Consider the following 22,478-nt stretch of genomic DNA (forward strand, 5'->3'; position numbering starts at 1 on the left):
CTCGGGAAATTCGCCGCGCATGCGGCCTTTGCTGTCCCCCGCCAACGAGTGAAACGAGCGTCTATGAGGAGAATGCCAAATGCTGAGCCTGAGATCGGTCAATCAATTCTACGGTCAAAACCACACCCTGTGGGACATCAACCTGGAGCTGCCGCGCGGCCAGTGCACCGTGCTGCTCGGGCGCAACGGCGTGGGCAAGACCACGCTGGTCAACTGCATCATGGGGCATTTGCCGGTAGTGAGCGGCAGCATGACCTGGCAGCCGGCAGATCAGCCGCCGCAAAACCTTCTGCTGCAACCGATGGAGCGCCGCGCCGCACTCGGCATCAGCCACGTCCCGCAAGGGCGGCAACTCTTCTCGCAGCTGAGCGTGGAAGAGAATCTGCAGGTGGCGCAGATGGCCGTGCGCGGCGCCCCTCGCCGCATTCCGCCGCTGATCTACAGCCTGTTTCCCAATTTGCGCCAGATGCGTACCCGCCGCGCCGGCGATCTGTGCGAAGGCGCCCAACGCCAGTTGGCGATCGGTCGTGCGCTGGCGCAGGAACCGGCGCTGCTGATCCTCGACGAACCCACGGCGGGCGTGCCGCCGTCGATCGCCGCCGACATCGGCAACGTGATCCGCAGGCTCAACTATGAATTGGGCATGACCATTTTGCTGGTAGAGCATCAGTTGCCGTTCGTGCGCCGGGTGGCGGACCGCTTTTGTCTGCTCGATAGCGGGCGCACCGTGGCGCACGGCGCGCTGACGCAGTTGGATGAAGCGCTGATCGGCGCCGGGCTGACGGGACAGGACGGAGGATGAGGGAGCAAAGCTCCCTCATTGAGAGTTTATAACAGGCTGATATCCAGATATTGCCCCAACGGCGCCCGTTCGGCCTGCGGCAGGTGCGGGATTTCGCCCAGCAGCGGCGCCGGCAGCATGCGGCGCAGCGTGGCCAGGTATTCCTGATGCCGTCGCCCCGGCGGCGCCACGTCGTTGGCGATCCAACCGGCCAGCGTCAGCCCCGCCTGTTGCACCGCCTGCGCCGTCAACACCGCATGGTTGATGCAGCCCAGTTTGATACCCACCACCAGGATCACCGGCAGTTGCTCCTGCTGCACCCAGTCGGCGAAGGTGTACTGCGCCGACAGCGGAGTAAACCACCCGCCGGCGCCCTCGACCAATACCCAGTCGGCGCACTGTTCCAGCCGGCGCAGGCCGTCGGACAGCCGCGCTGCATCTATCGGCCGGCCTTCATCGGCGCTAACGATATGCGGCGAAGTCGGTTCGGCAAAAACGTAAGGGTTCACTTCGTCGTACCCCAGCGCCACGCCGCTGTTGGCCTGCAGCGCCAGCGCGTCGCCGTTGCGCAGCCCCTCGGCGGTCATCTCGCTGCCGGAAGCCACCGGCTTATAGCCGGCGCTGCGGTAGCCCGCCAGATTGGCGGCCTGCAGCAAGGCGCTGCTGGCGACAGTTTTCCCGACCTCGGTGTCGGTGCCGGTCACGAACCAACGTTTAATCACGATAAATCACTCCATAAGCCAGATGATAGCTGAGCGGGAACTGCCCCTGCCGGCACGGGTAAGCCGCCTGCAGCGCGGCGAGGCGGCCGCGCGACATCAGGCCGCCCTCGCGTCCCTGGTGCAGATGCGTCGCCCCGATGCCCTTGAGCGAACGCATCAGCGTCATCACGTCCGGGTAATTCAGGGTGCGCAGCTCCGTCACCAGCTCGTGTCGATAGTCGGCGCAGGCGGCGCGGATCTGCGCCAGCGGCAGGAAGGCGTTCACATGACGTTCGCCGTCCACCTGTTGCCAGGCGTCCCCCAATTCCTGCAGCGAGCCCGCCGCCAGCGTGGAGAACAGGATCACACCGCCGGGCCGGGTCACGCGATACAGCTCCGCCAACGCGGCGGGCAGATCGCTGCACCACTGCACCACCAGGCTGCTGAAACAGATGTCCATCGCCGCGTCGGGCAACGGCACCTGCTCGATATCGCCCAGCAGATAATGGTGCGCCGCCTGTTGCTGGCGGGCGAATGCCAACATCCCCGGCGCCAGATCGAGCGCCGTCACCTGCTTGCCGCGCTCGCGCCACAGACGGCTGAAATAGCCGGTGCCGCAGCCGGCATCCAGCAGCCGTTCGCCCGGGTGGGAACTCCCCATCCCCAGTAAGCGCTCGCCAACGTCACGCTGCAGCACGGCGGCGGCGTCGTAGCTGCCGGCCGCGCGGCTGAAGGCCGAGGCGACCGCCTGTTTGTTCACTGTGTCATTGGCTGACGTCATGCAATACCTCCAGCAGGCGATCGATATCCTGCGGCTGGTGCGCCGCCGTCAGGGTAATGCGCAGCCGCGCGCCGCCCGGCGGCACCGTTGGCGGACGGATGGCGCTCACCCACAGGCCGCGATCGCGCAGACGGGTCGCCAGATCGAGCGCACGCTGATTGTCCCCCACCAGCAGCGGCTGGATGGCGGTGTCGGAATCCGTCAGGGTCAGCGCCAGCGGCGCCGCGCCCTGGCGGAAACGCCGGATGTTGTCCTGCAGCCGGGCGCGCAGTTCATCGCCCTCTCGAATGCAGGCCAGCGCCGCCTGCAGCGCGCAGGCCTGCGCCGGCGGCATCGCGGTGCTGTAGATCAGATGGCGAGCGAACTGCAGCAGATACTCGGCGGTCGCCTCATCGCACAGCACTGCCGCGCCGCTGACGCCGAACGCCTTGCCGAAGGTCGCCACCAGCAGTTCAGGACGCACGCCCTGCTGCCAGCAGCTGCCGCGGCCTTGCTCGCCGCGCACGCCGACGCCGTGGGCATCGTCCACCATCAGCCAGGCGCCCGCCGCGCGGGTTAGGCGATGCAGCTCCGCCAACGGTGCGCCGTCGCCGTCCATGCTGAACACCCCTTCGGTCACCGCCAGCCGCTGCCCGTCGCAGGGTTTGGCCAGCAGATCCGCCAGCGCCTGCGGCTGATTGTGCTGGAAGCGGCGCAGCTCGGCCGGCGACTGAGCCGCCGCCTCCAGCAGCGAGGCATGGCTGAGGCGATCGGCCAAAATGCGATCGCCCTTCTGCATCAACGCCGCCAGCACCGCCTGGTTGGCGGCGTAACCGGAGATGAACAGCAGCGCGCGCGGATAGCCGAGCCACGTCGCCAGTTGCTCTTCCAGCGCCTGATGCGCCGCGCTAAAGCCGGTGACGTGGCCCGAACCGCCGCTGCCGACGCCGTAACGCTGCGCGCCCTGCTGCCAGGCGGCGATCACCCGCGCATCCTGGCTCAGCCCCAGGTAGTCGTTACCGGAGAAGTTCAGGTAGAGACGATCGCCAAGCCGGATCTGGCGGCCGTTGCCGCCCTCGGTGGCCTGTCGGCGACGGTAGGCGGCGTTGAGGCGCCGTTCCGCCAGCGCCTGCTCGATGCGTTGTGGCCAGCTCATCACGGCGCCGCGTTGTAAAACTCGGCGGTATCGGCGTTCAGCAGTTGCTTGGCCAGCACCTGCTGTTGCTGGTTGTCGCCGTGTTCGGTGGCGGTCTGCTGCGGGTTCAATCCCAGCTTGCGGAACAGCTGCAGATCCTTATCTTCTTCCGGATTCGGCGTGGTCAGCAGCTTGCAGCCGTAGAAGATGGAGTTGGCGCCGGCCATGAAGCACATCGCCTGCGTCTGTTCGTTCATCTGTTCACGGCCGGCAGAGAGACGGACATAAGAGGCCGGCATCATGATGCGCGCCACCGCGATAGTACGGATGAAATCGAACGGATCGACGTCATCGTTATCCGCCAGCGGCGTGCCTTTCACCTTCACCAACATGTTGATCGGCACGCTCTCCGGCGGTTTCGGCAGGTTGGCTAGCTGCACCAGCAGCCCGGCGCGGTCGCGCACCGTTTCACCCAGCCCGACGATGCCGCCGGAGCACACTTTGATGCCGGCGTCGCGCACTTTGTCGAGCGTATCCAGGCGTTCCTGGTAGCTGCGGGTGGTGATGATGCTGCCGTAGAACTCCGGCGAGGTGTCGAGGTTATGGTTGTAATAATCCAGCCCGGCCTCCGCCAACCGCTCGGCCTGAGTACCGTCAAGCGTGCCCAGCGTCATGCAGGTTTCCATGCCCATCGCTTTCACGCCCTGCACCATCTGCTGCAGATAAGGCATATCGCGCTCGTGCGGGTTCTTCCACGCCGCGCCCATGCAAAAACGGGTCGAGCCGTTCGCTTTAGCTTTGCGCGCCGATTCCAGCACCTGCTCGACCTGCATCAGCCGCTCCGACTCCAGGCCGGTCTTGTAGCGCGAGCTTTGCGGGCAGTATTTGCAGTCTTCCGGGCAAGCGCCGGTCTTGATCGAGAGCAGCGTGCTGACCTGCACCTGACGCGGGTCGAAGTGCTGACGGTGTACGGTTTGCGCTTCGAACAGCAGTTCCAGCAGCGGTTTATCAAACAGGGCCTGGGCTTGCCCTACTGTCCAGTGAATGCGGTCGGCCATCATGGCGTCTCCAAAACGAAAAAGTGTCGCCAGTTTAAATATTGTGGATATACTGTCAACCAATCTTAATTCAATTTGGTTTACAAGTATGTCTGTCACCGCTTCCGACCTGGCGTTTGACCAACGTCATATCTGGCACCCCTACACCTCCATGAGCCGCCCGTTACCCTGTTACCCGATCGAGTCGGCCAGCGGCGTCGAGCTGCAGCTGGCGGATGGCCGGCGCCTGGTGGACGGCATGTCCTCCTGGTGGGCGGCGATCCACGGTTACAACCATCCGAGTCTGAATCAGGCCGCCAGCCAGCAGTTGGAGAAGATGTCGCACGTGATGTTCGGCGGCATCACCCATCCGGCCGCCATCTCGCTGTGCCGTCGGCTGGTGGAGATGACGCCGGAAGCGCTGCAGTGCGTGTTCCTGGCAGATTCCGGTTCGGTGGCGGTGGAAGTGTCGCTGAAGATGGCGCTGCAGTACTGGCAGGCGCGCGGCGAGCGCCGGCAGCGCATCCTGACGCTGCGCCATGGCTATCACGGCGATACCTTCGGCGCGATGTCGGTCTGCGATCCGGACAACTCGATGCACAGCCTCTATCAGGGCTATCTGGCGCCGCATCTGTTCGCCACCGCGCCGCAATGCCGCTTCGACGAGAAATGGCGCGAAGAAGACATTGCGCCGTTCGCCGCGCTGCTGGAGCAGCACGCCGGTGAAGTGGCGGCGGTGATCCTGGAACCGGTGGTGCAAGGCGCCGGCGGCATGCGCATCTACCACCCAACCTACCTCAAGCGGGTGCGCGAGCTGTGCGATCGTCATCAGGTGCTGCTGATCGCCGACGAGATCGCCACCGGCTTCGGCCGCACCGGCAAGCTGTTCGCCTGCGAACACGCGCAGGTGGTGCCGGACATTCTCTGTCTGGGCAAGGCGCTGACCGGCGGTTACATGACCCTGTCCGCCACCCTGACCACCCGCCACGTGGCGGAGACCATCAGCAACGGCGCGGCCGGCTGCTTTATGCACGGGCCGACCTTTATGGGCAACCCGCTGGCCTGCGCGGTAGCGGACGCCAGCCTGGCGCTGCTGGCGGAAAATCGCTGGCAGGCGCAGGTGAGCGCCATCGAAGCCCAGCTGAAGCAAGAACTGCTGCCGTTGGCGGCGCTGCCGAAGGTGGCGGACGTGCGGGTGCTGGGGGCTATTGGGGTGGTGGAGATGCGCGAACCGGTGGATGTCGCCGAGCTGCAGCGCGGGTTCGTCGAGCGCGGGGTGTGGATCCGGCCATTCGGCAAACTGATTTACCTGATGCCGCCTTACATCATCGAAGCGGAACAGCTCAGCCGCCTGACCGCCGCCGTGGCCGCCGCCGCGCGTTAATGCCTTACCAATGCTGGTCCAGATAGCGGGCCAGCAATCCCAGACACAGCAGCCAGAGTAAAATGATCATCGCCGCCGCCATGCGGCCGGTGGGGTTGTCGACGCGCTGTTGCGCCTTCTCGCGCAGCTCGGCCATCAGCGGCTCGGGGATCAGGCGCACCGCCAGCATGATGCCCAACGGCACGATAATCACATCGTCCAGATAGCCCAATACCGGAATGAAGTCCGGGATCAAATCGATTGGCGAGATCGCATAGCCGGCCACCAGCAGCGCGATCAGCTTGGCGTACCACGGGGTGCGCTTATCACGGGCGGCCAGCCACAGCGCGTAGATATCGCGCTTGATGCCTTTGGCCCAACGGCGCAGCCAGCCGAACCACGGCGTGCGTTTTTTCAGTGAAATCATGATTACTTCATATAAGAACGTAAAACGGTCATCAATTGCTCGATGTCCTGCTCGCGCTGCTGCGGCGTAGCGTCTGCGGCAGCCAGATGTTCGCGCACATGCCCTTCCAGCACCTGCGCCATTAAACCGTTGACCGCGCCGCGCACCGCCGCGATCTGCTGCAGCACAGCAGAACATTCGCCGCCGCTCTCCAGCGCGCGCTCCAGCGCTTCGGCCTGCCCTTTAATGCGGCGCACCCGCGCCAACAACTTCTTTTGATCTCTGAGGGTATGGCTCATTATTTCCGCCTGATTGTTATTTACTATACTGGGGTATAGTATATTTCAGCACACTACCTTTTGCTGAGGAACTTCACCATGACGTCTCACGCGCCCGCTTTGCACCGCGAGCACAGCCACGTTTTTGACGATGGTAACCCATTGGCCGAAAGAAACACCAGATGGGCGGTGATACTCACCGCCAGTATGATGGTCATCGAGATAGCCGGGGGCTGGCTGTTTAACTCGATGGCATTGTTGGCCGACGGCTGGCACATGAGCTCGCATGCGCTGGCTCTGGGCTTGTCGCTGCTGGCTTACGGCGCCGCACGCCGGTTGGCCAAGGATCGCCGCTTCAGCCTCGGCACCTGGAAGATAGAAGTGCTGGCCGGTTACACCAGCGCGGTGTTGTTGGTGCTGGTGGCAGCGCTGATGCTGTTTCAGTCAGCGCAGCGGCTACTGAATCCCAGCCCGATTCATTACAACGAAGCCATCGCCATCGGTACGATCGGGCTGGCCGTCAATCTGCTTTGCGCCTGGCTGTTGCGCGGCGGCGGCCACCATCACCACCACGAGGATCACCACGATGACCATCATCATGACCTCAACCTGCGCTCCGCCTATATCCACGTCATCGCCGACGCCGCCACCTCGGTGTTGGCCCTCGTCGCGCTGTTCGGCGGCAAGCTTTGGGGCGCCGCCTGGCTCGATCCGTTGATGGGCATCGTCGGCGCGATGATGGTGGCCGCCTGGGCCTATAGCCTGATGCGCGATAGCGGGAAGATTTTGCTGGATGCCGAAATGGACGCCCCCGTGGCGCAAGAGATACGTCAGACCCTGGCCACCTCCGGCCACCCACTCACGCTGACCGATTTGCATTTAGGCCGCATCGGTAAAGGAAAATATCATTGCGTCCTCGCCCTGAGCAGCGCCGATCGCGCCCTCACCGCCGACCGGGTGCGCCAACTGTTGGCCGTTCATCCCGAACTGGTGCATGTTACCGTCGAGATCAACCGCCCGCCGCTGGCGCAAGGGGTTGTATTGTTCCACCAAAAAGATCTAGCTTAAGGGCTCTGCTTTTATCGCAACTGGGAGTCATTATGGCTTTTCGTTTGTACAGCAACGATCTGCAGGACGGCGGCACAATGCCGCAGACGCAGGTCTTCAACGGCATGGGCTACCACGGCGATAACCTGTCGCCCCACCTGGCCTGGGACGGCGTGCCCGAGGGCACCAAGAGCTTCGTCGTCACCCTGTACGATCCCGATGCCCCTACCGGCTCCGGATGGTGGCACTGGGTGGTGGCCAATATTCCGGCCGACGTGCGTGAGCTGCCGCAGGGCGCAGGCTCCGGCAAAGCGCCGCTGCCGAGCGCCGCGCTGCAAACCCGCACCGACTTCGGCTCGGCCGGTTACGGCGGCGCCGCGCCGCCGAATGGCGAAAGCCACCGCTATCAGTTCACCGTGCATGCGTTGGACGTGGAGCGCATTGACGTGGATGAGGGTTCCAGCGGCGCGCTGGTGGGCTTCAACGTCCATTTCCACAGTCTCGGCAGCGCCACGCTGACGGTGATGTTCAACTGATCCCCCGCCAATAAAAAAGCGCGGTCAACCGCACCGCGCTTTCCACTCGAGTCTGGCTGACGAATTACTTCGCCAGCACGCTCACCCACATCGGGCCCTTGCCCACCGGATAACGCGCCAGCATGGTCAGCTCGCCGCTGCTCTGGTCAATTTCATGCACCGCGATGTGATCGGACTTCTGGCCGGACGAAATTACGAAGCGGCCGCTGTGATCGATATTGAAACCGCGCGGCTGCGTTTCGGTCGGATAATAGCCGGCCACGCTCAGCGTGCCGCCGTCTTCGGAAACGCTGAAGAGGGTCAGAATGCTGGCGGTGCGATCGCTGGTGTACAGGAAGCGGCCGTTCGGCGTGATATGAATGTCCGCCGCCCAGCGGGTGCCGTCGAAACCGCTCGGCATGATGTCCAGCGTCTGCGTCACACTGTATTTGCCGCCGTTTTCCGAAATCGCCAGCACGTCTACCGTGCCGTTCAGCTCATTGACGCAGTAGGCGAACTTGTCGTTGTGGTGGAACGCCATATGGCGCGGGCCGGCGCCGGCGGCGATATCCACCGCGTCCTGCGCGTGCGGCGTCAGCTGGCCCGCTAGGCTCAGGTTAAACAGACGGATGCGGTCTTCTTTCAGGCACGGCACCAGCACCAGCTGGTTGGTCGGATCGATGTTCGCCGAGTGCGGCGCGTTCAGGCCGTCGATCTGTTGGATCGGCGCCGTGACCACGCCGTCGTGGCCGATCGGGCTGATGCTGGCGCAGTTGCCGCTGTAGGAAGCGGAGAACAGGTAACGCCCCTGCAAATCGGTCGAGATATGGGTCGGGCTGCCCGGCAGCGGCGCCATGCCAGCCTGCTGCAACGTGCCATCCGCCTCGATGCGATAGCTGACGATACCGAACGCCGGACGCACGCCGACGTACAGGTGAGTCTTGTCCGGATGAAGGGTCATCGGCTGCACCTGGCCCGGCACGTCAACGGTTTGCAGCAGCGCCAGCGCGCCGGCGTCGTCCAACTGCCAGACGTGGATCTGCTGGCTCTCCGGGCTGGCGACATAAACGATTTGCTTCATGTGTTCTCCTTGCAAAGGGTAAAAGAGGAACCGGTTTCAGGCCGTTCGCTTGCCCCTAGCTTACCGCACATCCGTCGCATGGCACTACCGCATTACGCTTAAATCCCCAAGCCACATACTTTCCCCCCCAGACAACATCTACGTTCAAAATGCCAAAAGTCATCATCCTAGCGTCTGCTGCGATTTTCTTATCGGAAACGAGCAGTCATAGAGAATGGAAGACAGACTCACGAATTATTGATAAATTAAAAGGCCTGCTCAAAATTTAAAATAGAATTTGCCGCCGCACGGTTAGTCACCTTTACATTAGCAATATACATAACCACCTGGCGTCATTAAAAAAACATAATTAATCTAAATAACAAAAGCGATTATCATAATTAATACACATAGATAAAATTAAGAAAATAACAAACATTAATTAATCGATATATAGCATATTGCCGTCCACAGTCGGTACAGACACGCCTATGTCTCACTGGACATAACAGCCATGTCGGGTTTGGCATACCACCTACACCCATGGCATGTTCCTTTAATAATTCTCTTAATGAATGAATTTGGCCGCATACATAAATACACATGAAAAATAATTAAGAAGGATTAATAAAAAAACACGTCAATCGCGATTGCAATAACACCATGGGAAAGCGTGCCCGCACGCCTTTACTTTATGGGTGCCTATTAAAAAACCCAAAAATACATTTAATGAGTAATAGATATGTTTTCTTTTTCACAGAGTTTCAGACATGACATCAACGGGCTTAGAGCCTGGGCAGTAATCGCCGTCGTACTTTTTCATTTCGGCATCCCGGGTTTTGCCGGCGGTTTTGTTGGCGTGGATATTTTCTTCGTCATATCCGGTTTTCTGATGACACGCATCATCGTGACCGGCCTGGAGGAAGGCCGCTTTTCACTTTGGCAATTTTACCTTGCCAGGGCCAGACGCATCATTCCCGCCCTACTTGCGCTCTGTTCGACCTTACTGTGCCTGGGATGGTTCTGGTTACCAACGCTGGATTACCGTCAACTGGCAAAACATGCCTTTACCGCCATACTCTTCCTGTCTAACGTGAAGTTTTGGAAAGAAGCCGGCTATTTTGACAGCGTATCCCATGAAAAATGGCTGCTGCATACTTGGTCGTTATCCGTAGAATGGCAGTTCTATATTATCCTGCCGCTGGCCCTTATGTTGATATGGCGATTGGGGGGCAAAAACGGCTTCATGCGCTTCATCATTTTAGCCGGCGCGGTCTCCTTTGGCTTATCAATCATCATGTCTTCCCTCGCGCCCTCCGCCGGGTTTTTTCTTATCCCAACCCGAGCCTGGGAAATGCTTGCCGGAGGAATCGTCTGGCGGTTAACGCAAAACCGAACGCTCAGCGGAAAAAGACGTATTTATACGGAATGGCTTGGGATGCTATGCATCGCGATAGCCATCGTGGGATGTGATGCCAGTAAACCCTGGCCCGGTTATAACGCCCTGTTGCCGGTTATCGGCGCCATGTTGGTGCTTGCCGCCGGCCGCCAGGATTCCCCCTTGACCTCAAACCCCGTCGCTGCACGTCTGGGTGTTTCATCCTACTCTATTTACCTTTGGCATTGGCCGATTGCGGTGCTGCTTGTCTACACCAATGCTCAATCCGAGATGAAATGGGTAGTTGCGGGATTACTGGCCAGCGTGTTGCTTGGCGAGTTGTCGCTTCGTCTTATAGAAAACCCTGCCCGCAAGTGGCTTTCAAGGCAAACAACGCGTCAATCAGTGTGTACAATCGGAATCGCTACCATGCTGGTTGCTGCGCTGTGTGTCACACTGTTTACCGTTAATTTCTCCGGCAGGTTACCGCAGCAAATCGATCTGATCGCCAACGAAGGTACCAACATGCTCGCCAACAGAGATGAATGCTTCGCCAAGTCCGGCATCAGCTCGCCATCCTGTATCTATGGAGGCGAAAATATTCGGGTTATCATCGTTGGCGATAGCCACGGCGATGCGATGATCTCTGCAGTCGAGTCCGCCCTGCCAAATCAAACTGATGGGCTTCTCAATCTCACTTATGCAGGCTGCCCAACGCTCTTCGGTGCCAACGTTGTTCCCGGCGCGCTTGACGATAATATTCAGTGCAGCGCATTCAATCAGTGGATAAAAGAAAAACTATCCACGCTGGACAACAATATCCCCGCAGTCGTGATTAACCGAACCAGTGCTTACGCCTTCGGCCAGCAAATTGCGGGCGCGAAGCTGAACCAACCCTCGGTGTATTTTTCGAAGGTATATCGTACCCCTGAGCCGGGATTTTTGTCCGAGTTCAAAACTTCACTCGTCGACACTCTGTGTGAAATGGCTACAGAACGGCAAATTTATGTTGTGCGTCCGGTGCCGGAAATGCTCGTCAATGTGCCAAAAACACTGTCGCGCCTGCTGAGTTTTGGCGGTTCAGAGCCCGACATATCCATCTCCGAAACAGATTACCGACAACGTCATGCTTTTGTCTGGCAAGCTCAAGATGAAGCGGCGAAAAAATGTGGCGTAAAAATTTTGGATCCGCTTCCTTACCTCTGCCGAGACGGCAAGTGCGCGGGAACTCACAATGGGCGGCCCATCTATTTTGACGATAACCATCTTAGCGAATATGGCAACAAACTTCTGGTACCGATGTTCAAAACTCTGTTCTCATCAGCGTCCAAATAAGTCATCGGTCGGCGATAGCAGGCAGGCCGAATTGTTTGCATCAGAGCGAAGAGGTACCATCAGATTAATTTTATGGCTAACGATAACGAGAACCCTATGAGCTACCGCGTCATCGCCCTCGATCTTGACGGCACCCTGTTGGACAACCAAAAACGCATCTTACCGCAGTCGCTGGAAGCGCTGGCGCAGGCGCGCGCCGCCGGCGTCCAGGTGGTGGTGGTCACCGGCCGCCACCACGTCGCCATCCATCCGTTTTACCAGGCGCTGCAGATAGATACCCCGGCCATCTGCTGTAACGGCACCTACCTGTATGATTTTCAGCAGAAAAAGGTGCTGGCCGCCGATCCCTTGGCGAAGGAGCAGGCCAAACAGGTGCTGCAGATGCTCAAACAGACCGACATTCACGGGCTGATGTACGTTGACGACGCCATGCTGTATCAGGAACCGAGCGGCCATGTGATTCGCTCGCTGGCCTGGGCCGAAACCCTGCCGGCGGCGCAGCGCCCGACGCTGCTGCAGGTCGGCAGCCTGACGCAGGCGGCCGACGACGCGCAGGCGATCTGGAAATTCGCCACCTCGCATGCCGATATCCCCGCGCTGCGCGAGTTTGCCGACACGGTGGAGAAAGAGCTGGGGCTGGCGTGCGAATGGTCCTGGCACGATCAGGTGGATATCGCCAAAGGCGGCAACAGCAAAGGCAAACGCCTGCGTCAATGGGTAGAGTCGCAGGGGCTGAGCATGGATCAGGTGGTGGCGTTCGGCGACAACTACAACGACATCAGCATGCTGGAAGCGGTCGGGTTGGGCGTGGCGATGGGCAATGCCGATGACGCCATCAAGGAACGCGCCGATCTGGTGATCGCCGATAACCTGCAGCCGGGCATCGCCGAGGTGATCCGCACCCGCGTGCTGTAATCTTTTCGCCCTCCCGCCGGGAGGGCCTGTCTTAGCGGCTCTCGCGGCTGATAGACACGCTCTTCACCTGCGCATACAGCCACTGCCCGGGGCGGATCGCCAGTTCATCGCGCGCCCAGGGCGTGATGCGCGCCCACAGCACGTGTTCCCCGACCGCCAGCTTCACTTCCACCTGCCCGTCCACGTCCAGACACTCGCTCACCTTGGCCGGCAAGACGTTGCGAATACTGCTGTTGACCGGCGGCTGCAGCACCAGCGAGACGTCGGCGGCGTTGATGCGAATGCGCAGCTGGGTGCCCAGTTCGGCGTCGAGGCCGCTGACCCACAGCCTTTGATCGCCAAGCGCCAGCGCGGTCATGGCATAACGTTGATGATGCTCAATCACGCTGACGCGCAGCACGCTGCTCTGATCTTCACGCTGCAGCCACGGCCGCAGCGCGCTGCTGGCCCAGACGTCTTCCAGCCCGCCGAACGCACGCACTTCGCCGCGATCCAGCACCATCACCTGCTCGGCCAGGCGCAGGATCTCGTCCAGGCTATGGCTGACATAGAGGATGGGAATGTTCACGTCCTGCGCCAACCGCTCCAGATACGGCAGCAGCTCGCGTTTGCGCGGCAGATCGAGCGAGGCCAGCGGTTCATCCATCAGCAGCAGTTCCGGAGCGGTCAGCAGCGCGCGGCCGATCGCCACCCGCTGTTTTTCACCGCCGGAGAGCGTCAGGGGCAGCCGATTAAGCAGCGGCCCGATGCCCAGCAGCTCGACGATGGTGTTGAACTGCGCGCGCATGCCGGCCGCCATGCCGTACTGCAGGTTGCCGCGCACCCGATAGTGCGGGAACAGGCGCGCATCCTGAAACACATAGCCGATACGGCGCTTTTCCGGCGGCAGGCAGAGGCCGGTGGCGGTATCCGCCAGCGTGCGGCCATTGAGCGCGATACGCCCCTGCTGCAGGCGGGTCAGGCCGCCGATGGCGTTGATCAATGAAGTTTTGCCCGCGCCGGACAGGCCGAAAATCGCGGTGATGCCCTGCGCCGGCAAATCGGCGCGGACGTTGAGATTGAGGTCGCCCAGCTGCTGCGAGAAATCCAGCTCCAGCATTTACACCCCCATCCGTTTGCGGCCCCAGCGGGCCAGCCATTCGGACACCATCAGCGAAGCCAGCGACAGCACGATGGCGATCACGCACAGACGCGCGGCAGCGGCCTCCGCCCCCGGCGTTTCAATCAGCGTATACATCGCCAGCGGAATGGTGCGGGTTTCACCGGGAATGTTGGAGACGAAGGTGATGGTGGCGCCAAACTCCCCCAGCGAACGGGCGAAGGCCAGCACCACACCGACAATGACGCCGGGCAGCGACAGCGGCAGCGTGATGGTGAAAAACACCCGCCACGGATTGGCGCCCAGCGTGCGCGCCGCCTGCTCCAGCCGGGTATCCACCGCCTCCAGCGCCAGCCGGATGGCGCGCACCATCAGCGGAAACGCCACCACCGCCGATGCCAGCGCGGCGCCGCGCCAGCTGAAACTGAAGCTGAAACCGAACCAGTCGTACAGCCACTCGCCGATAACGCCGCGCCGCCCCATGGCGATCAACAGCAAATAGCCGACCACCACCGGCGGCAGCACCAGCGGCAGGTGAATGACGCCGTCCAGCAGCGCCTTGCCGGGGAAGCGGCAACGCACCAGCACCCAGGCCATCAGAATGCCGAACGGCAGGCTGCAGACCACCGCCAAACCGGAGACTTTCAGGCTCAGCTCAACCGCCTGCCACTCGTACTCACTCAGAATCATTTACGCGGGGTGAATCCATAATGTTCGAAAATAGCGGCCGCTTCCGGGCTCTTCAGATAGGTATAGAAAGCGCTGACCGTCGGATTTTGACGATCTTTCACCATCGCCATCGGATATTCAACCGGTTTGTGGCTGTCTTCCGGGAACACGCCCACCACTTTCACCTTGTCGCTGGCGACCGCGTCGGAGCCGTAGACGATGCCGAGCGGCGCTTCACCGCGCTCCACCAGCGCCATGGCGCTGCGCACGTTGTTGGCGCGCGCCAGTTTCGGCTCCAATGCGCTCCAGGCGCCCAGGTGTTCCAGCGCTTCCTTAGCGTAGATGCCGGCCGGCACATGATCCGGATCGCCCACCGCCAGGCGGCCGCCGTTGAGCAGCTTGGCCCAGTCGGTCTGCTTGTCGATGGCGATCTTGTCTTGCTTATCGCTCTTGGCGGCGATCAGCACCAGTTCGTTGCCCAGCAGCGTGTAACGGGTGTCTTTCACCATCTGCTGCTTGTCGATGGCGTAATCCATCCACTGCTGATCGGCGGAGATAAACAGATCGGCCGGAGCGCCCTGCTCAATTTGGCGCGCCAGCGTCGAGGACGACGCAAAGGAGGAAACCACCTGCACGTCCTTGCCTTTTTGATATTGGGTGGCGATGTCCTGCAGCGCGTTGGTCAGCGACGCGGCAGCGAACACGGTGATCTTTTCCGCCGCCGAAGCCTGAGCCACCAGGCCCGATGCCAGAACGATCCCGCCAACCCATTTGGTCCATTGCTGTTTCATTGTTTTTCTCCGCAAGTTAACGTGCATTATCACTCTTCGTTATATAAAAAATAATATAACGTTGCGCGAAAGCTTGTCATGCGGTTTATCGGCAAAGCGTGAGATAACTTGAGGAATGCCCGCCGGGGAATGCCGGCGGGTATCGGGATGGGGGACGGTCAGTGCTGGGTGCGGTTTTCTTTCGAACGGCCCACTTTGGAGAAGACGTTGAACACTTCGCCAAAACCGTAGATCAGGCCGAGAATGAGCGCCATCACCACCGGCACCATCACCACGGCGAACAACAGACTTTTCAATAATTCCAACATGATAGCCTCGCTTAACTGCCCATTGAGCGGCAAATACCTTTCACCGCATATCCGGTTATTCTAACCCAAAAAAATCGATAAAACGGAGTTATTTTAGCCAGCGAGGCGAAATTGTGATCGGCCAAACGTGCCCTTTCAGCCGCCCTCATCCCGACGCGGGGTAATAGATCAACGGCGGCGCATAGGCGGCGGGCGCCGCCAGCCTGGCCTCCACACCGTATACCGCGCGAATGTTCTCCGGCGTCAGCGCCTGCCGCGGCGCGCCCGCCGCACAGATCCCGCCCCGCTGCAGCAGCGCGATCCGATCGCAATAACAGGCCGCCAGATTAAGATCGTGCAGCGTCACCACCACGCTGAGTTTCAGCCGCCGCAGCAAGGCCATAAACTGCTGTTGATGGGCGATATCCAGATGATTGGCGGGCTCGTCCAGCAGCAGCCACGGCGTTTGCTGCGCCAGCGCGCGCGCCAGATGCACCCGCTGCCGTTCGCCGCCGGACAGCCGCTGCCAATCGCGATCGGCCAGGTGGCTGATGCCCACTTGCTCCATCGCCTGCCCGGCGAGGCGGCGATCCTCGGCGCCGAAACCGCGCCAGCGGCCGGTATGGGCCAGGCGCCCCAGCAGCACCGCCTCCTTCACCGGCAGCGCGAAGGCGCCGGGGGCGGATTGCTCGAGAAAGGCGATGCGCCTGGCGCGCTCCCGCCCGGAAAACGCGGTAATTTCGCGCCCTTCCAGCCAAACGCGGCCCCCGGCGGCGGGCTGCAGCCCGGCCAGCAGCTTGAGCAGCGTGGATTTACCGCTGCCGTTGACGCCGAGCACGCCGGTGACCTCACCGGGCAAGGCGCAGAAACTGAGATTTTCCAGCACCGTGCGTGCGCCCGCTCGCCAGCTCACCGCCTCGGCGCACAGGCCGGATCGCGCTTTTTCAATCGTCATGCATTGACCTTCCGATACAGCAACAGCAGGAATACCGGCACCCCCAGCAGTGCGGTCAGCACCCCGACCGGCAGCTCGCGCGGGGCAAACAGCGTTCTGGCCAGCGTGTCCGCCGCCACGGCGAACAGGGCGCCGCACAGCGCGCTGGCCGGCAACAGCAGCCGATGCCGCGAACCGACCAGCCGCCGGGCGACGTGCGGCACCGTCAGCCCGATAAACCCCACCGCGCCGCTGAACGCGACGATCGCCGCCGTCAGCGCGGTGGTCGCCACATACAGCAGCAGCTTCAGCGGGGCCACCGCCACCCCCAGCGAAGCGGCGGTCACGCCGCCAAACGCCAGCGCGTCCAGTTCGCCCGCCCGCAGCCAGCAAAGCAGCAGCACCGCCGCCAGCGCCAGCCCGCACAGCCCGACCTGCGGCCAGCGCGCGTCGCTGAACGATCCCAGCAGCCAGAACATCACGCCGCGCGTGGCGTTGGCGTCCGCCTGCCAGAGGGTGATCAGTGAAGTCAGCGCGGAGAGCAGCTGCGTCACCGCCACCCCGGCCAGAATAAACAGCGTGGACTCCCCCTGCAGCGAACGCCCGGCCAGCAGCATCACCAACGCAAACGCTCCCAGCGCGCCGATAAACGCCCCGCCGGACACCGACAGCAGGCCGCCTCCCAGCCCCAACACCAACACCGTCACCGCCCCCACGCCGGCGCCGGAGGAGATCCCCAGCACCCAGGGATCGGCCAGCGGGTTGCGGGTCAGCGACTGCAGCACGGTGCCCGCCAACGCCAGTCCGGCGCCGGCCAGCGCCGCCAACAGCGCGCGCGGCATCCGCAGCGACCAGATGATGCGCTGATACACCTCGGCATCGGACGCTGCGCCGCCGCTGACGCCGAGTACAATGCGCCACGCGATCGGCGCGGGCCCCGACAAGGTGGCGCCCAGCAGGGCCAGCGGCAGCGCCGCCGCCAGCAGCAACAACCAGCCGGCCTCACGGCCGGGCAGTAACCGCCGGCTCATGCTATTTCCAGCCTGCAATCACATAGTCGTCCAACAGCTGCCATACCGTCCCCACCTCGCTGAAACCGGCCTGTCTGAGGGCCGCGAGCTGGAAATCCACCGGCGTCGGCGGCGGTACCGGCCGGCCGGCGAACAGCGCTTCGCGCTCGGCCTGATAAGCGGCCAAGGCCGGCGATTGCAGCGCGCCGGCGAACCAACGATCCCAATCCTCAACGCCGCAGTCCCAGGCACGCTGTTGGGTCTGCTCGTCGTGCCGCTCCGCCAACGCTTTCAACCTCGGCTGACGGTGATCACAGCGCTGATGATCGGCATTGAGGAATACGCCGCCGGCGGCCAGCAGCCCGGCGACGTTACGGTACAATGCCAGCTGCTGCTCCGGCATCAGCCAGTGCAGCGCCGTGCTGGACACCGCCGCCTGCGGCGTAGGGCCGGACAGCACGGAAAAACAGGCCGGATCCGCCAGATCGGCCTGCAGGATACGGATCCGATCGCCATACTCCGCCAGCGCGCCGCGCGCCACCGCCAGCAGCAGCGGATCGAGATCGATGGCGGTCACCCTGGCCTGCGGAAAGCGCTGCAAAATACGCAGGCTCAGCGATCCCGGGCCACAGGCCAGATCCAGCACGTGAAAATCCTGGCCGACGGCCAGCGCCAGCACGTCCAGCTGGGCGTTAAAACGCGCTTCGCGTTCGGCGATGTAGGCCGCCTGCTGGCGATCCCAGGAGTCCAGCAGCGAAGAGAATGAAACGGCAGTCATATCAAGGTTCCTTGTTGGAAAGCGTCGGAGCCTGCGGCGACAAGGCCGCCAGGCCCCGAATCAAACGGCCCAGCGCCGCCACGGTGCGGGCGGAAGGGTCCATGTCGTAACCGGGGAGGATCACGTAGCGCCGCTGACGCACGGCGCGCAGCGTCGCGGTCAGCGGGTGATGCTCCAGAAAGGCGATCTTGTCGGCCGCGCTGTCCCCGAAGCCGCCGCGCGGCAGATCGCCAAGCACGATCGCATCCGGATCGCGCGCGGCAATAATCTCCCAGGACACCGTCGGCCACAGCTCGGGCAGATCGCCGAACAGGTTCTCGCTGCCGACGCTGCGGCTCAGCAAGCCTGGCGCGCCGCAGCAGCCCGCCACGTAGGGCGTCTGCGCGCCGGCATACCACCACAGCAGACGCCGATGCGGCAATGGCGCGCGCTGCGGCTCAAGCGCCCTCAACTGCCCGCGCAGCCGTTCGATCAGCGCTTCACCGGCGCGGCTGACGTTGAAGATACGCGCCAGCTCCCGCAGCTCGGTGAAAATGTCTTCGAACGTCAGCGCGGCGGCGATCGCGCTTTGCTGGCCGCTGCAGGCGCCGGGAGAGAGATAAGTGCCGATGCCCCATTCCGCCAGCCGCGCCCGATCGGGCGTTTCCGGGCTGTGCAGCCAGTAATAGCTGGCCGAATAGACAAAATCCGGCCGCATCAGCAGCAACGCTTCCGCCGTGGGCGGCGCCGGGCTGGCTGGCACCCGCAGCGCCTCGGCCGGCGCCGTCGGCGCGGGATCGCGCGCGCGGTCATACCCGACCACGCCGATCGCACGGCCGGCCAGCCCCAGCGCCAGCAGGTTTTCCAGCGCCGGGTTGGCGTAAACCAGCACCCGCTGCGGCGGCTGCGGGTAATCGCGCGTTACCCCGCAATTGTGCAGGCTGACGGCATCGGCACGCAGCGGCGCGCCCCAGCCCAATCCCAGGGCGCACAACAACAGGTAAAGCGAACGTTTCACGCCGTCAGAACCTGACCGACACGAAGGTTTCATAGCTGCGCGGCGGCGCGATCAGCGCCTGATCCGGGTAGGTGCGCTGATAGGCGTACAGCTGGTTGGTGGCGTTGCGAATGCGGAAACCGACATCGACGATCGGCGTCAGCTGATAATCCGCCGCCAGATCAAGCGTGGTGTACGCGCGCATCTTGCGCCGGTTGGCATCGTCGTTGTAACTGCTGCCGACGTAGCGCAGCGAAGAAGCCAGCCCCAAACGTTCCGTCGCCTGATAATGCACGCTGAGGTTGGCGGTCCAGTCCGGGATATAGGCCGGGCGATTGCCGTTGTAGCTGCGCAACGGGCTACCGCCGCGATAGTCGTCGTAGCGGGCGTGCGTGTAGGCGGCGTTGCCGGCCAGCTCCCAGCGATCGTCGGGACGCAGCACCACGCCAAGTTCGATGCCACGTGACGTCTGCCTGCCTACCGCGTTCAACGCATCCGGCCGCTGCGCGTCGGGCACAAACAGGTTGTCCTTGCGCAGTTCGTACAGCGCCAGCGTCGCCTCGCCCTTGTTACCCCAAAACTGCCCTTTGGCACCGGCCTCCCACTGGCGCGCTCGCGTCAGCGGCAGATCGGTCTGCGTCGGGCTGAGGAAGAACAGATCGTTGCCCGGCTCCTGGCCGGTGGTGTAGTTGGCGTAGAGCGTGAGGTTATCGGTCAATGCATAGCTGGGGCCCAGGCTCCAGGTGCTGAAAACGTAGGTGCGCGCGCGGCTCTCTTCCTGCGGCCCCTGGAAGCGCCAGTCCATGTCCATATGGTTGTAGCGCAACTGGCCCAGCAACGCTAAACGCTCGGTCAGGCTGAAGCGATCTTCAAGAAAGGCGGCGTACTGATTCTGGGTGACGTGGCGCACCGGCGCGCGTTGGCGATCGGTGCCCTGCGCGAACGGCTCTCTGGGCGGCGCGCCGAGCGGCACGTCTTCGGAACCGGGGAAACCGTTGGAGTAGTACTGAAAATGCCGCTTGCTCAGATCGAAGCCGACCAGCAACCGGTTATCGAAACCGGCAATGGCGCGGTCGAACACCAGCGAACTGCGGTTGCCGATCAGATCGTCGTCGTGTGCCAGGGCGCCGAAAGAGTCGCGGTTGACGTCGCCGGGCCGGGCCGCCGCCGCGACGCGGAAACGCTCGACGTTGCGCCATTCGCGAAAGCCGCTGTAGTAATAGAATTGGTTATGCCACTCCACTTCAGGCGTCATAAACCAGTCCAGACTGGCCTGAAATGCGGTGGCGTTGCTCTGGATGCGGCTGTCGGTCAGGTTGTTGTAATTGATGTCGCGCAGCTCACCGGCAATGCGCCCATCCAGCAGCGGCGTGCCGTAGTAAGGGTTATTGGTGCGGTTGAGCATGCGGTCCAGGCTCAGCGTCAACAGCGCATCGTCGGTCAGCTTAAACAGCAGCGAGCCGGAAACCCGCTTCTGCCGATCGCGCTCGTCCTGCACGTTGCTACCGCTGTCGTTGCCGCTGACGTCCAACCGGTACGCCACCGCATCGTCCACCAGCGCGCCGCCGGCTCCCAGATGCAAACGCTGGCTGCGGTAGCTGCCGAAGCCATAGTCGAGTTCAACCGGCTGGCGGCTGAAGGTCGGCCGCCGCGAGATCAGGTTGACGCTGCCGCCTGCGGCGCTCAGGCCGTTCAGCGCCGATCCCGGCCCGCGCAGCACCTCAATGCTGTCGTAATGCGCCGGATCGCCCAGCTGCAGCGTGCTGCCGGGCATTTCTACGCCGTTATACAGCCAGGCGATCGGCCGGAAACCGCGCGCGGAAAAGTTGTTGGATAACGTCGGCGAGGCCACGCCGGACAGGCCGGTGGCGTGCTCGACGGCGGCGGCCAGCGAGCGATCGCCCCGCTGTTGGATCGCCCGCGCGCTGATGATATCGATGCTGCGCGGCGTCTCCCGAGCGGTCAGCCCGAGCTGTGACGCGCTGCGGCTCACGGCGTTCAACGCATCGTAGCGCCCGGCGGGGGCTGCCGCCTCCACGGTGAGATGTTCTTCGCATCCCGTGGCATTGCGGGCTTTATCGCAGTCGGCGGCGAAAGCCAGCGGCGCCGTCAGTGCGCCACCGACCCAGGCGGCGGCCAGGCATAAAGATTTTCTGGGCGCGCGAAAGCGCCGGCGTGTCGTACTCATGTGGAGCATCCCTGTGGTGAAATAAAAACCGGCCGCAGCCGGCGTAAAGCCTTATCGTTTTTCTGTTATGTTATATTATAACAACAAAGCAATACCAGTCTTTATTACCCCACTCTCCAGCGCACTGCGTTTGGCGCTTTGCCGCCAAATCGGCGACAATAAGATTTTTGCCGCCGACAGGATGCGCTATGCAGGCCGAAATTCTTCTGACTCTCAAACTCCAGCAAAAGCTGTTCGCCGATCCGCGCCGCATCGCGCTGCTGAAACAGGTGCAGCACACCGGCTCCATCAGCCAGGGCGCCAAGCTGGCGGGCATCAGCTACAAAAGCGCCTGGGATGCCATCAATGAGATGAACCAGCTGGCGGAACAAACGGTGGTGGACCGCGCCACCGGCGGGAAAGGCGGCGGCGGCGCACAGCTGACGCGCTATGGCCAGCGGCTGATCCAGCTGTATGACCTGCTGGGCCAGGTGCAGCAAAAGGCCTTCGACGTGTTGCAGCAGGACGATCTGCCGCTCGACAGCCTGCTGGCGGCCATCTCGCGCTTCTCGCTGCAAACCAGCGCGCGCAATCAGTTCTTCGGTACCGTCATCGAACGCGATCATCAGCAGGTGCAGCAGCACCTGGCGATTTTATTGAACGACGGCAGCACTCGCCTGACGGCGGCCATTACCCAGCAAAGCGCCGACCGGCTGCAGCTGACGCCGGGCAAAGAGGTGCTGGCGCTGATCAAGGCGCCCTGGGTGCGGTTAAGCGTCGAGACGGCGGAACATGCCGGCGCGGATAACGCGCTGGCGGGCGTGGTGGCCGGCATTCAGCCAGGCGCCGAACACAGCGAGGTGCTGGTGACGCTGGCGGGGGGCGAAACCCTGTGCGCCACGCTGACGACGGCGGAGCTGCAGCGTCTGCAACTGAGCGTCGGCACCGCCGTACACGCCCTGTTCAACGCCGACCACGTGATTGTCGCCACGTTGTGTTAAGCGCAACGTAACGTTGCATTTTTGTTGATTGACATCCCCCTGCAATGCGCCTATT

At 62.5% G+C, this 22,478-nt stretch carries 23 protein-coding genes; 7 read left to right on the forward strand and 16 right to left on the reverse strand.

The features are described 5' to 3' along the window. The first annotated feature begins 79 nt into the window (after positions 1 to 79). On the forward strand, positions 80 to 802 hold the full coding sequence (locus MMS95_RS06115; protein ID WP_021504002.1) for an ATP-binding cassette domain-containing protein: 723 nt from the start codon (positions 80 to 82) through the stop codon (positions 800 to 802). A gap of 26 nt (positions 803 to 828) precedes the next feature. On the opposite strand, the gene bioD is transcribed toward MMS95_RS06115, so the two are convergent. From bioD to bioB, 4 genes are read right to left on the reverse strand one after another with little or no spacing between them, the layout of a single operon-like run. Beyond that, positions 829 to 1,503 (reverse strand): dethiobiotin synthase, encoded by a 675-nt coding sequence (bioD, locus tag MMS95_RS06120; RefSeq protein WP_242141484.1) that lies wholly within the window; start codon positions 1,501 to 1,503, stop codon positions 829 to 831. Next, a complete protein-coding gene (gene bioC, locus MMS95_RS06125; RefSeq protein ID WP_242141485.1) occupies positions 1,496 to 2,263 on the reverse strand; it encodes a malonyl-ACP O-methyltransferase BioC in 768 nt (255 codons plus the stop codon). Before bioC ends, bioD begins: the two co-directional genes overlap by 8 nt. Continuing rightward, positions 2,247 to 3,398: an 8-amino-7-oxononanoate synthase gene (gene bioF / locus MMS95_RS06130; protein WP_015377012.1), complete on the reverse strand. Its 1,152-nt coding sequence runs from the start codon at positions 3,396 to 3,398 to the stop codon at positions 2,247 to 2,249. Before bioF ends, bioC begins: the two co-directional genes overlap by 17 nt. Further along, complete coding sequence (gene bioB, locus MMS95_RS06135; RefSeq protein WP_025160023.1) at positions 3,398 to 4,435, reverse strand: biotin synthase BioB; 1,038 nt, start codon at positions 4,433 to 4,435, stop codon at positions 3,398 to 3,400. Before bioB ends, bioF begins: the two co-directional genes overlap by 1 nt. An 88-nt stretch (positions 4,436 to 4,523) precedes the next feature. Here bioB and bioA point away from each other — a divergent pair, with 88 nt between their 5' ends. Next, complete coding sequence (gene bioA, locus MMS95_RS06140; protein ID WP_015377010.1) at positions 4,524 to 5,798, forward strand: adenosylmethionine--8-amino-7-oxononanoate transaminase; 1,275 nt, start codon at positions 4,524 to 4,526, stop codon at positions 5,796 to 5,798. 4 nt (positions 5,799 to 5,802) lie between these two features. Here bioA and MMS95_RS06145 read toward each other — a convergent pair whose 3' ends face one another. Further along, the gene (locus tag MMS95_RS06145; RefSeq protein ID WP_176325947.1) at positions 5,803 to 6,204 is read right to left on the reverse strand and encodes a YkvA family protein; all 402 of its coding nucleotides are present in this window, start codon (positions 6,202 to 6,204) and stop codon (positions 5,803 to 5,805) included. Between the two features lie 2 nt (positions 6,205 to 6,206). After that, on the reverse strand, positions 6,207 to 6,482 hold the full coding sequence (locus MMS95_RS06150; protein ID WP_004939805.1) for a metal/formaldehyde-sensitive transcriptional repressor: 276 nt from the start codon (positions 6,480 to 6,482) through the stop codon (positions 6,207 to 6,209). A 78-nt stretch (positions 6,483 to 6,560) separates the two neighbouring features. On the opposite strand from MMS95_RS06150, the gene dmeF reads away from it, so the two are divergent. Then, complete coding sequence (dmeF, locus tag MMS95_RS06155; protein ID WP_088381340.1) at positions 6,561 to 7,529, forward strand: CDF family Co(II)/Ni(II) efflux transporter DmeF; 969 nt, start codon at positions 6,561 to 6,563, stop codon at positions 7,527 to 7,529. 32 nt (positions 7,530 to 7,561) lie between these two features. Further along, positions 7,562 to 8,044: a kinase inhibitor gene (locus MMS95_RS06160; RefSeq protein ID WP_015377008.1), complete on the forward strand. Its 483-nt coding sequence runs from the start codon at positions 7,562 to 7,564 to the stop codon at positions 8,042 to 8,044. A gap of 64 nt (positions 8,045 to 8,108) precedes the next feature. Here MMS95_RS06160 and pgl read toward each other — a convergent pair whose 3' ends face one another. After that, a complete protein-coding gene (pgl, locus tag MMS95_RS06165; protein ID WP_021504009.1) occupies positions 8,109 to 9,104 on the reverse strand; it encodes a 6-phosphogluconolactonase in 996 nt (331 codons plus the stop codon). 721 nt (positions 9,105 to 9,825) lie between these two features. Between pgl and MMS95_RS06170 the strand changes: the two genes are divergently transcribed. After that, complete coding sequence (locus tag MMS95_RS06170) at positions 9,826 to 11,796, forward strand: acyltransferase family protein (RefSeq protein ID WP_242141486.1); 1,971 nt, start codon at positions 9,826 to 9,828, stop codon at positions 11,794 to 11,796. A 96-nt stretch (positions 11,797 to 11,892) separates the two neighbouring features. Then, entirely contained in the window at positions 11,893 to 12,711 is an 819-nt protein-coding gene (locus MMS95_RS06175) for a pyridoxal phosphatase (protein ID WP_004939809.1), read from the forward strand. A 31-nt stretch (positions 12,712 to 12,742) separates the two neighbouring features. On the opposite strand, the gene modC is transcribed toward MMS95_RS06175, so the two are convergent. The 9 genes from modC to MMS95_RS06220 all read right to left on the reverse strand — a co-directional run bounded on the left by modC (position 12,743) and on the right by MMS95_RS06220 (position 21,443). After that, positions 12,743 to 13,810 carry a molybdenum ABC transporter ATP-binding protein ModC gene (modC, locus tag MMS95_RS06180; RefSeq protein ID WP_075685565.1) on the reverse strand — a complete coding sequence of 356 codons (1,068 nt, stop codon included), beginning with the start codon at positions 13,808 to 13,810 and terminating at the stop codon, positions 12,743 to 12,745. Further along, on the reverse strand, positions 13,811 to 14,500 hold the full coding sequence (modB, locus tag MMS95_RS06185; protein WP_015377003.1) for a molybdate ABC transporter permease subunit: 690 nt from the start codon (positions 14,498 to 14,500) through the stop codon (positions 13,811 to 13,813). After that, positions 14,497 to 15,270: a molybdate ABC transporter substrate-binding protein gene (modA, locus tag MMS95_RS06190; RefSeq protein ID WP_015377002.1), complete on the reverse strand. Its 774-nt coding sequence runs from the start codon at positions 15,268 to 15,270 to the stop codon at positions 14,497 to 14,499. Before modA ends, modB begins: the two co-directional genes overlap by 4 nt. Positions 15,271 to 15,428: 158 nt before the next feature. Beyond that, positions 15,429 to 15,578 carry an AcrZ family multidrug efflux pump-associated protein gene (locus MMS95_RS06195; protein ID WP_004939813.1) on the reverse strand — a complete coding sequence of 50 codons (150 nt, stop codon included), beginning with the start codon at positions 15,576 to 15,578 and terminating at the stop codon, positions 15,429 to 15,431. Between the two features lie 145 nt (positions 15,579 to 15,723). Further along, positions 15,724 to 16,512: an ABC transporter ATP-binding protein gene (locus tag MMS95_RS06200; RefSeq protein WP_242141487.1), complete on the reverse strand. Its 789-nt coding sequence runs from the start codon at positions 16,510 to 16,512 to the stop codon at positions 15,724 to 15,726. Next, on the reverse strand, positions 16,509 to 17,522 hold the full coding sequence (locus tag MMS95_RS06205; protein ID WP_118892352.1) for an iron ABC transporter permease: 1,014 nt from the start codon (positions 17,520 to 17,522) through the stop codon (positions 16,509 to 16,511). The genes MMS95_RS06200 and MMS95_RS06205 overlap by 4 nt, the downstream gene beginning before the upstream one ends. Before the next feature lies 1 nt (position 17,523). Beyond that, entirely contained in the window at positions 17,524 to 18,279 is a 756-nt protein-coding gene (locus tag MMS95_RS06210; RefSeq protein WP_021505417.1) for a class I SAM-dependent methyltransferase, read from the reverse strand. A 1-nt stretch (position 18,280) separates the two neighbouring features. Further along, positions 18,281 to 19,276 (reverse strand): ABC transporter substrate-binding protein, encoded by a 996-nt coding sequence (locus MMS95_RS06215; RefSeq protein ID WP_242141488.1) that lies wholly within the window; start codon positions 19,274 to 19,276, stop codon positions 18,281 to 18,283. Positions 19,277 to 19,280: 4 nt separating this feature from the next. After that, a complete protein-coding gene (locus MMS95_RS06220; RefSeq protein WP_242141489.1) occupies positions 19,281 to 21,443 on the reverse strand; it encodes a TonB-dependent receptor in 2,163 nt (720 codons plus the stop codon). Positions 21,444 to 21,631: 188 nt separating this feature from the next. On the opposite strand from MMS95_RS06220, the gene modE reads away from it, so the two are divergent. Then, positions 21,632 to 22,423 carry a molybdenum-dependent transcriptional regulator gene (gene modE, locus MMS95_RS06225; protein ID WP_075685577.1) on the forward strand — a complete coding sequence of 264 codons (792 nt, stop codon included), beginning with the start codon at positions 21,632 to 21,634 and terminating at the stop codon, positions 22,421 to 22,423. Positions 22,424 to 22,478: the final 55 nt, after the last annotated feature.

The organism is Serratia sp. PGPR-27, from assembly GCF_022678525.1.
Taxonomy (GTDB): Bacteria; Pseudomonadota; Gammaproteobacteria; order Enterobacterales; family Enterobacteriaceae; genus Serratia; species Serratia nematodiphila.